The sequence below is a fragment of the Pseudoalteromonas sp. SR43-2 genome (assembly GCF_014163885.1).
Classification (GTDB): Bacteria; Pseudomonadota; Gammaproteobacteria; order Enterobacterales; family Alteromonadaceae; genus Pseudoalteromonas; species Pseudoalteromonas distincta.
In genome coordinates this window covers 1-11538 of the sequence record NZ_JACJED010000011.1, presented here as the reverse complement: position 1 = coordinate 11538, position 11538 = coordinate 1, and the positions used below count along the sequence as shown (strand labels likewise).

Below are 11538 nucleotides of genomic sequence, written 5' to 3'. Positions count from 1 at the left end.
GTGTTAGAGGACTTCAAACAAAAAAATATGACTGAATATCAGAAAAGCTATTATAACCCAAAGATAAATTATAACTTCGAGCGAACAATTTTAGCGAAGCGTTAAAAAATTGTGTAGTGAGTACACATTTAATTACTCACTAGCAAACGAAGGTATCCCGCTATGAAATTTAAAATCTTCATCTGCCGATGAGATTAACTCAGCCTCGGTATGTCCAAAAAATTCGACTCGCTCAGCTATATCAAAATCAGCAATTTCTTGAGCTAACGTCAAATAATCTTGATAATGTCGCGCTTCAGAGCGAAGCAATGAAATATAAAAATCACCTAAACGTTTATCTACATGCGGAGCAAGCTTAGCAAAGCGTTCACATGAGCGTGCCTCAATATAAGCACCAATAATTAGTTTATCGACTAAGGCATTTGGCTCATACGATTTGACATGACGAAGCATGCCTTTTGCATAGCGGCATGGAGTAATACTTTCATATTCAATCTCATACTCGTCCATAATTTCGAGTACTTGATAGAAGTGATGTAACTCTTCTTTTATTAGCATAACCATTTTATCAATTAAATCTTGTCCATAGGGTGAGTTTGATTTAGGGATAATTGATTTAGTAAGCTTATTTTTAGCCGCCAAGTCGCGCCAGTTGCCTTCGCGCTTGTAAATAAGAGCCTCAAAAGGCTTTAGCCACTCTAATAACGCATCACCGCTTTCTTTGTCTACAGCATATTTACGAATCAAAAACATAGCAGACTGAGCTGCTTTTAACTCACACACCAAGTGGTCTAACAGTAACACTTTAAGATTCTGTGTTTTTTTTGCTTCGCGAACCCACTCTTCTGGAGTTGAGCACTTTAAAAAACTATTTATCGGATCTAATAATTCACTATATTTATTTAAACTCATTAGTTTTCATAATCTCTTTTAATGGGAAAAAGCAAACCCGCTTGTTCATTTAAATTTGCTTCGTATACAATTGATGCTAATTTTTTTGGGGTAAGTGGTAAATCAGCCCGAGGATTTAAAAGTCGTTCTATTGTCCAATCATCAGTTCTTACCATCCCACTTATGTATTCATTAGCATAAAATTCACTAGAACCTTTAAAATCATAAATATACCCTCTTAATTTACGATCGTAATGCGAATACTTTAAACGGGCTACTATATCAGTTTCATCTAAACCGAATAAAAGCTCTTTATTCTTCAAAACTATCTTTAATCCCAATTTATTAAGTTCTATATTATATTTTTTACTGTCTTCATGTAATGAATTTTTTAAATCTCGTGAAATAGATACCAGTGTTGAATGTTTGCTATCAATAGCTTGAAGACGTTCTAGCTCTTCACTTATGCTAGTAATTTTTTCGTTAATGCTTGTCATACTTCGTAAAGGTACTTTCGTGTCTTTTCCTTCTACAATCAACTCATTATAAAGCTCTTCAGCAGATGTGTAAGCACGCTGTAAGTTTTTGAGTTGTTGCTGTAATTCAACTTTTTTACTTTTTGATTTATTATTGACTTGGAGATTTGTAAGTAGAGCTAGAACAATGGGTTCTAAGTATATATGAAAAAAATGATATGCAATAACATACGGAAAAGTCGTTGTAGGTGAGTCACAATATTCACCAGCGGATCTTTGTTTTCTGCTACATCGTAACAGTGGAAGTGTTTTTGCAGACTGTTGAATGCTCATACCAGAACCACAATGCCCACATTTAACCATTCCATGCAGCGGCCACTTTCTATCTGCTCTCACGCTTTTGAAAAGTCGCTCTTCACATATTCGTTGTGCGTTATAAAATATTTCATTACTTACAACTGCATCATAGAGTTTTTCATTGTAAACCAGACCGATACATTTTGGGTTTTGAATAATTCTTATGATTTTTGTCGGATTTACATTTTTTAAAGGCTTAATCTCACCATATTTTTGCCTCAATGATCTTTCGATCAAAACTTGGCCTAGCCCCTCTGCATGTAATTTAAAGATATCTCTTACAACATCCGCATATTTATTAAGCTTACCCTCTCGATTCAACCAAAAAGGCATCCGCATCTTAGGCGCTATTTTATTTTCTTTCGCATTGAGTTCGCGCTTAACCCAAGAGCTTTTTACTTTTTCAGAACGCCATTTTGAGTCTGAGTGTGCTTTATCAATTTCAAAAATGAGTCGCATGCGTGTAGCTACATCGTCACGCATACTCGGTGAATAAATAGTATGATCGCGTGCTGTAACAATTGAGATGTCATGATCCCAGATTTTATCAAGTAACTTTCCTGTTTCAGTAATCGTCATACGAGATAGTCTAGAGAAGTGCTCAACAAGAATAATTGAACCTTTAGGTACTACCTTTGACTCAATTGCTGCAACTAATCTTCCAAGAGAGCCTGAACTCAAATGTTTGCCAGAATAGGCTGAAAGACCAGAGTCAATCAGCGGCTTACCTTCAAGCTCAACCACCACGCAGTTCGGGTGACTACGTAACCACTCTCTTTGTGCCTCCCCTTGTCTATACAAAGAGCTATTGCCTTCTTGAGCCTGTGAACTAAAACGTTGGTACAAATATACGTTACCTGACAATTCGCTTGCTGACATAACAAAACCTCATTTAATCACTACATGCACATATTATCATTAAGCTCACAAATTAAGTGATCGATTAAGATTACTGATAAGTTCTCTTTTTTAATTGCCTGCTCCACCCACTGCTGTGGGGTTGTACACACTAAAAAGTTATTGATCGGCTCTAAAAGTTGGCTATGTGGCACGTTGACTGCTCATTACTAAATAAATTTGATATGCCATTATTTTAACACGAAATTTTGTTTGGGATAAATCAAAGCCCTAACCTGTGCAAAAATGTTAATAGTGAGTTAACTTGACTTTGCAAAATAAGTGAACCATAACTGTACATAGACTGTATAAAAATAAACCAACCAAAACAGTAATACGTTCCTTTTATGGAGTAAGCACTATGATACTAAATCATCTCTGGGGCATTTATGCTCACCCACTTGAAGAATGGCAAACAATAGATAATCGCCATGAAAGTTTAACCTATAGTTTGTCGCATATTTTACTGATTGCTTTGTTTCCTTCAATAATGGGTTATTACTCATCTGTTTATTTAGGATGGAGTATAGGCGCAGGCAATCCTGTATTTTTAACGCACGACAGTGCGCTATTAATTGCAGTTGCAATGTATTTTGCTTTGATAGCGGGTGTTTTTGCATTGGCGTATTTGGCTCATTGGATGGCCGTTACATTTGGCTCTAAGCCTACATTTACACAAACACTTGAACTTGCAGCTTATACTGCAACACCTGTGTTTATGTCGGCGCTTGCCGCCTTTTGGCCTGTACTTTGGTTTGTAGTGTGTATTGGAATTATTGCACTAGCTTACTCGGTCTACTTACTTTATACCGGCGTACCAATACTTATGCATATTCCAGAAGAGCGTGGCTTTATCTATGCCAGCTCGGTTGTAACGTGTGGATTAATATTACTAGTTATTATTTTAGCTGTAACAGCTATGCTTTGGACAAATGGGATTGTTAGTCCAATGTTTACTTAATAAAGTTTAGCTAATAAAGAGTCGTGTTTGATAGAAATGTTCCCTTTCTTTCCTTCGCAAAAAAGGAGCTAATTAGCTCCTTTTTTTATGTAACGACTTTTTATTAACTAATTATTAATCAGCTTCGTTTTCGTCTTGGTTGTGAATCTCTAAACTTGAAGACATCGCACTTTCGCGGGTGCTTTTTGCTGAATCGTTACGTAGCTCATCAATACGGTTTAAATAGTTTTGATCAATGTCGCCTGTAATATATTGCCCATCAAATACTGAGGTTTCGAACTTAGTAATTTCAGGATTTTCTTGGCTAACCGCAGCTATTAAATCTTTTAACGATTGAAAGATTAAACCGTCAGAGCCAATACTTGCATTAATATCTTCCACTTCACGTCCGTGAGCAATAAGCTCTGCTGCTGAAGGCATATCAATACCGTACACATTAGGGAAGCGTATTTCAGGCGCTGCGGATGCAAAGTAAACATTTTTAGCACCAGACTCTCGAGCCATTTCAACAATTTGTGCTGATGTTGTACCACGAACAATTGAGTCATCAACCAATAATACGTTTTTACCTTTAAACTCGCGATCAATTGCGTTTAGCTTTTGACGCACTGATTTTTTACGCATCTCTTGGCCAGGCATGATAAATGTACGACCAATATAACGGTTTTTAACAAAACCTTGGCGATACGGTAAATCAAGCACACGTGCAATTTCCAGTGCTACATCGCATGAAGTTTCTGGGATTGGGATAACTACATCAATGTCTTTATCAGCCCATTCGCGTGCAATTTTTTCGCCTAGTTTTGTGCCCATGTTTACGCGTGTTGCATAAACAGACATACGGTCTATTGTTGAATCAGGTCGAGCAAAATAAACAAATTCAAAAATACACGGCGAGTAAGATGCTTTATCTGCACAACTAAGTGAATGAAATTCACCTTCTTCTGTAACATATATAGCTTCACCAGGGGCAACGTCACGTACAAACTCAAAGCCGTCCGGTTTTAACGCAACGCTTTCAGAGGCGAACATGTACTCAGTGCCTTTTGCAGTCTCACGTTTACCAAATACAAGTGGACGGATACCATTCGGGTCGCGAAAAGCAACAATACCGTGACCAATAATCATAGCAATTGTTGCATAACCACCGCTTACTTTATTATTTACCTCGGTTACCGCAGTAAATATATCTTCAGGGTCTAAATGCAACTTATCAGATTTACTTAGTTCATGTGCCATGATGTTGAGTAAGATTTCTGAATCAGATGTTGTATTTACATGACGACGTGCTTCTGAGAATAACTGCTCTTTTAAAGCTTCTGCATTAGTAAGGTTACCATTATGGGCAAGCGCTATACCAAACGGTGAGTTAACATAAAAAGGCTGTGCTTCAGATGAGCTTGAAGACCCTGCTGTAGGATAGCGCACATGGCCAAGACCTATCGTACCTTGTAGTCGTTTCATATGACGAGTGTGAAAGGCATCTTTCACTAAGCCATTTGCTTTGCGTAAGCTGAACGTATTATTCTCAATGGTAATGATACCCGCGGCATCTTGACCACGGTGCTGCAAAACAGTTAAGCCATCATAAATCGCCTGATTGACAGGGGATGTTCCGACTATTCCAACGATACCACACATGTAATTTATCCTCGCCGATTAACGGTTTACTGAATTTAAAAAGCTCGAGTTGTTTTCTAGGTACGAAAAGAACCATTCAACAACAAAGCCAAATTCTGGAATCAAAATAGAATTGCCCCACCAGTGCGTATTGGGTGCACCAGTAAAAGCATCAAGAAAGAAGAGTAACGCGCTCACGACCAACACGCCTCGTAGAGCACCAAACACTATGCCAAAGACACGGTCGGTACCCGATAAACCAGTACGATGTACGAGCTCACCTAAAATGTAGTTTAGTAAACCGCCTAACAGTAGCGTCACAAAGAATAATATGGCGATGGCCGCCGCATTTCTTAAAAGGGGTTCAGAAATGGTTGTTAGGAAGGAAGCTAAATATTGGTAAAATAAGCTAGAGATGATAAAGGCGCCAGCCCATACCGCTAATGACATTGCTTCTTTTACAAAGCCGCGTATTAAACCGATGATGGTAGACAATACAATGATGCCAATAATGGCGTAATCAACCCAGATCATAAGAACCAATTAGTCGCTAATTTGGGGCGCATTCTATACCCAAACATCGTTAGTATGCAAGTTTAAACGGGAGATTACTGGGTTGTGGTTAATACAAAAAATTAACATTCTAGTCTAGGTATTGTGAGATAAAGATAATGATAAAAAAAATATAAATAAATAAAAAAAGGCTTCTTATACAAGCCTTTTTTAAATTATTTTGTCACTTCGTACTGCGTAACTTTACCATTTAATTTAGTAAGCTCTTTGAGCTGAGGGAGCTGCTTTTGTAATTCACTTTTATCAAGCGAAGGACCAACAAATACTTTGGTTAATGTCCCATTTGGGGTTTTAATCGGTTTAGTAAACGTTTTAAACCCTTCAGCCTTTAATTTAGCCTGTAATGCTTTAACGTTTGCAACATGTGAAAAACTACCTAATTGAATAACATAGGCCATACTCGTTAGGTTTTCATCACTTTTACGTGGTGCAATTGGCTCTGGCTTAGCTTGAACAGGCGCTTTTGTAATTGGTGTAGCTTTGGGTTCTATAGTTGCTTCAACAACTTTATCTTCCACAGCGTAATCACTCTCATCCATCGCGCTTTGCTGCTCAAAAGCTTCATCGTCAGCTGGAATGTCTTCATTTTCATCTTGCTTTAGTGGCTCAGCATTAGCCATATTTTCATCAATTGACTCTTGAAGATCGATTGTTTTGAACTCAGGGCGGTCTGGGATCGCTTTAAAGCCTTCTTTATAATGCACTTTTTCGCCATCGAGTATATTAGGGATAAACACAATTGCTGCGATCACCACTATACTTGTTCCGACTAAGCGATTAATAAAACTTGAGTTCACCGACATCCTCTCTATTTTTTAAAGTAATTAATAGCGCCAGCAACTGTAAAAAATGAACCAAATATAATCAACATAGTATCGCTTTGTTGTTCTGGTAAAATTACATTCAGTGCTTGTGCCACACTATCATAGCTATTAATAGTATTATTATGAGACAATTCCTGCAGTGCATTTTGTAAATTACTTGCAGTATCGCCTCGCGGGCCACTTAAGCCCGCTAATGACCACTCATCGACCAAGTGACTTACTTCTTTAAGTACACCCGCTTTATCTTTATCAGCAAGCATAGCGGCTAATGCATGAATTTTAAAGCCTTTATCTTTATAGCTTGATAACTTATTGGCTAAATAACGCGCCGACTCAGGGTTGTGTGCTACATCGGTAAAGACTAAAGGCTCAACACTTAACTGTTGAAAGCGCCCTTCGACAACTAAATTAGCTAAACAACTTCGTATAATTGATTCACTAGGTAATAAGTTTAAAACACTTAGCGTAGTTAATGCGGTAGCTGCATTTTGACACGGTATTGCAGGCTTATCTATTTCAAGATTATGTTCTTTATATTGCCAATTAAAGCTCTCAGCATTTTCTTTAAAAATAAAGTCACTGCCCGACAGCGTCATGTTGGCATTAATTTCTTTGCCGTAATCAGTCATTGTGTGAGGAATATTTAAATCCCCTATAATAGCGGGCGTATTTTCACGAAAAATACCGGCTTTATCATAAGCCACTAACTCACGGGTATCACCTAAGTACTCTTTATGGTCTAAGTCTATAGTGGTGATCACGCTTGCAAAGGGAGTGACTATATTTGTGGCGTCAAAGCGCCCACCTAAACCAACCTCTAGTAATACATAATCGACGTTACAGCGTTTAAAAATTGCCAACGCCCCCAAAGTACCATATTCAAAATAAGTCAGAGCCGTGTCTTTACGGCCTTGCTCAAGCTGGTGAAAAGCATCTATATGAAATTGGTCTGCCAATTCTTCCCCATTAACTCGTACACGCTCGTTATAACGAATTAAATGTGGAGATGCGTAAGTACCCACACTGAAACCTTGCGCTAGCAATAGCGACTCTAAGCAGCGTGCTGTGGTGCCCTTACCGTTTGTACCGGCAATAAGAATAATTTTACTTGGAGTGTTTAACAGGCCAATATTGTTAGCAACATTAGCAACTCGTTCTAAGCCCATAGCAATGTTAGCTGGGTGAACACTTTCTAAATAAAAAAGCCAATCATCAAGGCTTGATGATTGGCTAGGAATTTTTTTTGTCATAGCGTGTAATCAGTAAAGCTGAAATTTACGCTACTCTATGCTCTTGTTCCGTAGAAGGCAAGTTCATAAATTTAGCTAAAATGCGTGCAAGGGTATCGCGCATTTCACGGCGGTCAATAATCATGTCAATTGCACCGTGTTCAAGCAAAAATTCACTACGCTGAAAGCCTTCAGGTAATGTTTCGCGAACTGTTTGCTCAATAACACGAGGACCCGCAAAACCAATTAACGCTTTAGGTTCTGCAACGTTAATATCGCCCAGCATAGCAAGTGATGCAGATACACCACCCATAGTTGGGTCAGTCATGACTGAAATAAACGGAAGACCTTTTTCAGTCATTTTTGCAAGTGCAGCACTTGTTTTAGCCATTTGCATAAGCGACATAAGCGCTTCTTGCATGCGTGCACCGCCTGATGCAGAAAAACAAATAAGCGGCATGTTATGCTCTAAACATTGATCAACAGCATCAACAAACCGAGCGCCAACAACAGAAGCCATTGAGCCACCCATAAATGAGAACTCAAATGCTACTGCTGCAACTGGAATGCCTTTTAATCGGCCTTTCATAGCTACAAGTGCATCTTTTTCACCACTTGCTTTTTGGGCTGCACTGATACGATCAGAGTATTTTTTAGAATCTTTAAACTTAAGAATGTCTTTAGGCTCATGTTGTGTGCCAAGCTCTTGACGGTCACCTTCATCTAAAAAGTGCTCCAGGCGCTTACGGCCACTAACACGCATGTGGTGGTCACACTTAGGACATACGTTTAATGACTTTTCTAATTCAGCTTTATATAAAATTGAATCACACGATGTGCACTTAGCCCAAACACCTTCTGGGATTTCTTTACGACCTGATGATTTTGTCGTTTTAGGTAAGATTTTTTCTAGCCAACTCATTTGCAACTCTCTTAATGCTGTTCTGTGTCGCGAGCCTGCCAATAGCAATTAGCAGACAAATTTTTTCAATTAAAACATGAATTACACTAACGCGGTATAAAAAACTGGTCTTAGTAGTTAAAAGTGTTCATAAAAAACACTAACGGCAACCATAACTAAATTTCAGCGTCAGGTAAAAACAATGGACCTAAAGGCATTTTAGGAATATTAAACTCTTCAGGATAATCGACATCAACTAAGTATAAACCTGCAGCTTTAGCTGTAGCACTTGCTTTAGCACGCTCTTTACAATCAAGTAATTCTTTCAACCAAATAGGCTGTTGCTTATGTATGCCAATATCCATCAAGCTCCCCGTTATATTACGTACCATGTGATGTAAGAACGCATTCGCCTTAATATCAATAATAACGTAACACCCTTGCCGCTGTACCGATAAATGATGAATAGTGCGAGTCGGTGTATTCGCTTGACAATGGATCGCTCGAAAAGATGTAAAATCGTGTGTCCCGATCAAATACTGACAGGCTTCCTGCATTTTAACTTCATCTAATGGGTGATGAAAATGCGTAACCCCTTCGCTTAACACTGCTCCTCGAAAAGGAGAGTTATAAATAATATAGCGGTATCGGCGAGCGGTTGCACTAAAACGAGCATGAAAATCGACAGCAACTGGTTGTGCAAAGCGAATAGCAATATCTTTAGGCAATAAGGTATTCATACCCATTGTAAATGCGACCATGTCACGCGAAGCTTCAGTTTCAAAATGTATTATTTGACCTGTACCGTGCACACCCGCATCAGTTCGCCCCGCACATACTACTTCAACTGGGTGATTACAAATACGCGACAATGCCTTTTCTACTTCTTCTTGTACGCTATTTACATGTGATTGACGTTGCCACCCACTATAGCGTACGCCGTTGTATTCAACTCCAAGTGCTACTCGCATAATTACTGCTTTACCTACTGTGCTAATGAACACGGCATTTTATGCTATCTCTCGACGCAATAAAAGGAGGTGTGCGGTAATACCCTTTTTATTAAAAACATGATCATTTTAATGAATCAAATAACTTAATAATCACGATGTAAATTATTCTTTTATAACAATTACATACTATAAAATTCGCTTCATTAATGCGTTGCTTTTCCTTGTTATAATTAAACTAACTTCCATAAAAAAACCCTTAATTAGAATAACCAATTAAGGGTTTTTTAAAACAATTTGTTATTTTAGTTTCGCTTTTAAACTAAGTGCCTCTTCTTGAACTTCTTCTGGGCCTTTGTTGATGACATCCTCAATGACCTTGAGCGCAGAATCAAAATCATCAATTTCAATATAAGCACGCGCTAAATCTAGTTTAGCTGAGTAGCCACCACTTTCAGCATCAACATCGGTTGGGTTATCACCAGCAAGTAATGCATCAAACTCACTCAAACCGACATCCATATTAACGTCGGTGTAAGGTTCGTGTTCAAGTTCAGCCTCTTCACTTTCTTCTAATAATGAATCTATATCTACAAATTCATCATTATCAAGTTGCTCAATATCACTACTTTCAACAAGTGGCTCTTTTGTAGTTAATGAGTCATCTTCCTCTAAGTCTTCTTTTAGCAAGCTGTCAAAGTCGACATCAAATTCACTGCTATCCTCAGCACTTAATTCTTCAGGCTCCGCTAACTCACTAAGTAATGAATCAAAATCAGTTTGCGTCAAATTTGACATAAACTCTTCATCAAGTTCATCGTCAGAGCTAATATCAGTGCTACCTGCTTCATCTGAGTTTGTTAACTGTGCTTCGCGCTCTGCATTTGTTTGCTCTTGCTGCTCGTCTGATAACTCATCAGTTAGCGCTTGCTCTAAAGTATCTTCGTCAAACTCAACATCTAAGTCAGAAAAATCGCCTTCAATTAAAATTTCATCATCAAAATCGTCTTCTAAACTATCTAAATCAGTATTTTCAGAAAGCGCATTTGATAAGTCCTGCTCAGCTTGGCTGGAAGCGACTCCCTGCGCATCACCGTCTAAATCATCACCTTGTAATTCTTCGGGGGTAAATGGCAACTCACTTTCTAGTGTTTCTTGAACTTCATCAAGGTTAAGAGGTTTGGTATCCTCTTCTATACTAACTGGTTCAACAGAATCAATTCCGTCATTAATTTCTTGCAGTAAATCATCATCAAACGACTCGTCTTCAACCTTAGCTTCTGATTCAGAGAAGTCATTATCAATTAATAGTTCATCATCAAAATCATCTTCTAAGCTATCTAAGTTAGCATTTTCAGAAAGCGCATTTGCGAGATCTTTCTCTGTTTGACTAAGTGCTACTGCATTTTCTTCACTCGGTGCATTTTCTTTAGGTTCTTGCGGCTCAAACGAAGGTTCATTCTCCAATAATGAATGATCATCATCTAATTCAAGTTCAGGATATTCATCTAACTCTTCACTTGGCGTTATAAGATCGCTATCAAGCTGCTCTTCGACTTTTGTAAGATCTGAGTCATCGTCGCCCGCTAACGGATCGTCACCAAGATCTACTTCTATTTCTTCAAGATCGTCGTCAAGCTCATCTAAAGACCAATCTGGTGTTTCTATATAGTCATCATCCGTCGCTTGTTGTAGCTCATTTAAAAGCTCATCAACGCTCTTTAAAGTATCATCTGTATATTCTTCAAGCGCATCTTCTGGATCAAGAAGCGACTCTGATGTATCTGAAAAATCATCAACCGTTACATCTATAAGTTCAGGTTCTTCTTTAAGCTCAGGTTCTTCTTCAAGCTCAGGTT

The 11538-nt window shown here is 38.3% G+C and carries 10 protein-coding genes and 1 pseudogene; 1 reads left to right on the top strand and 10 read right to left on the bottom strand.

Features of this window, described 5'->3' with window-relative positions:
* Positions 1 to 132: 132 nt before the first annotated feature.
* From miaE (H5120_RS10815) to miaE (H5120_RS10805), 3 genes and pseudogenes are all read right to left on the bottom strand, one after another.
* Complete coding sequence (gene miaE, locus H5120_RS10815) at positions 133 to 912, bottom strand: tRNA isopentenyl-2-thiomethyl-A-37 hydroxylase MiaE (protein WP_182674363.1); 780 nt, start codon at positions 910 to 912, stop codon at positions 133 to 135.
* Positions 912 to 2603 (bottom strand): recombinase family protein, encoded by a 1692-nt coding sequence (locus tag H5120_RS10810; protein ID WP_182674362.1) that lies wholly within the window; start codon positions 2601 to 2603, stop codon positions 912 to 914. Before H5120_RS10810 ends, miaE (H5120_RS10815) begins: the two co-directional genes overlap by 1 nt.
* A gap of 41 nt (positions 2604 to 2644) precedes the next feature.
* Positions 2645 to 2776: pseudogene (miaE, locus tag H5120_RS10805) on the bottom strand (tRNA isopentenyl-2-thiomethyl-A-37 hydroxylase MiaE); the annotation flags it as partial.
* A gap of 206 nt (positions 2777 to 2982) precedes the next feature.
* On the opposite strand from miaE (H5120_RS10805), the gene H5120_RS10800 reads away from it, so the two are divergent.
* The gene (locus tag H5120_RS10800) at positions 2983 to 3582 is read left to right on the top strand and encodes a Yip1 family protein (protein ID WP_182674361.1); all 600 of its coding nucleotides are present in this window, start codon (positions 2983 to 2985) and stop codon (positions 3580 to 3582) included.
* A gap of 114 nt (positions 3583 to 3696) precedes the next feature.
* On the opposite strand, the gene purF is transcribed toward H5120_RS10800, so the two are convergent.
* The 7 genes from purF to H5120_RS10765 form a co-directional block, all read right to left on the bottom strand.
* A complete protein-coding gene (purF, locus tag H5120_RS10795; protein ID WP_024596369.1) occupies positions 3697 to 5223 on the bottom strand; it encodes an amidophosphoribosyltransferase in 1527 nt (508 codons plus the stop codon).
* An 18-nt stretch (positions 5224 to 5241) separates the two neighbouring features.
* Positions 5242 to 5736, bottom strand: coding sequence for a CvpA family protein (locus H5120_RS10790; RefSeq protein ID WP_182672060.1), 495 nt, complete (start codon positions 5734 to 5736; stop codon positions 5242 to 5244).
* A gap of 194 nt (positions 5737 to 5930) precedes the next feature.
* Positions 5931 to 6572, bottom strand: coding sequence for an SPOR domain-containing protein (locus H5120_RS10785; protein WP_182674360.1), 642 nt, complete (start codon positions 6570 to 6572; stop codon positions 5931 to 5933).
* Between the two features lie 11 nt (positions 6573 to 6583).
* Entirely contained in the window at positions 6584 to 7849 is a 1266-nt protein-coding gene (folC, locus tag H5120_RS10780) for a bifunctional tetrahydrofolate synthase/dihydrofolate synthase (RefSeq protein WP_182674359.1), read from the bottom strand.
* Positions 7850 to 7874: 25 nt separating this feature from the next.
* Complete coding sequence (gene accD, locus H5120_RS10775) at positions 7875 to 8750, bottom strand: acetyl-CoA carboxylase, carboxyltransferase subunit beta (RefSeq protein ID WP_007376856.1); 876 nt, start codon at positions 8748 to 8750, stop codon at positions 7875 to 7877.
* 155 nt (positions 8751 to 8905) lie between these two features.
* A complete protein-coding gene (gene truA, locus H5120_RS10770; protein WP_182674358.1) occupies positions 8906 to 9700 on the bottom strand; it encodes a tRNA pseudouridine(38-40) synthase TruA in 795 nt (264 codons plus the stop codon).
* A gap of 279 nt (positions 9701 to 9979) precedes the next feature.
* A partial coding sequence (locus H5120_RS10765; RefSeq protein WP_310735972.1) for a FimV/HubP family polar landmark protein occupies positions 9980 to 11538 on the bottom strand: 1559 nt, incomplete at its 5' end.

What these genes read in the sequence shown, in the direction of transcription:
- miaE (WP_182674363.1), bottom strand. Translation starts at nt 912, where the DNA reads ATGAGTTTAAATAAATATAGTGAATTATTAGATCCGATAAATAGTTTT.
- H5120_RS10810 (WP_182674362.1), bottom strand. Translation starts at nt 2,603, where the DNA reads ATGTCAGCAAGCGAATTGTCAGGTAACGTATATTTGTACCAACGTTTT.
- H5120_RS10800 (WP_182674361.1), top strand. Translation starts at nt 2,983, where the DNA reads ATGATACTAAATCATCTCTGGGGCATTTATGCTCACCCACTTGAAGAA.
- purF (WP_024596369.1), bottom strand. Translation starts at nt 5,223, where the DNA reads ATGTGTGGTATCGTTGGAATAGTCGGAACATCCCCTGTCAATCAGGCG.
- H5120_RS10790 (WP_182672060.1), bottom strand. Translation starts at nt 5,736, where the DNA reads ATGATCTGGGTTGATTACGCCATTATTGGCATCATTGTATTGTCTACC.
- folC (WP_182674359.1), bottom strand. Translation starts at nt 7,849, where the DNA reads ATGACAAAAAAAATTCCTAGCCAATCATCAAGCCTTGATGATTGGCTT.
- accD (WP_007376856.1), bottom strand. Translation starts at nt 8,750, where the DNA reads ATGAGTTGGCTAGAAAAAATCTTACCTAAAACGACAAAATCATCAGGT.
- truA (WP_182674358.1), bottom strand. Translation starts at nt 9,700, where the DNA reads ATGCGAGTAGCACTTGGAGTTGAATACAACGGCGTACGCTATAGTGGG.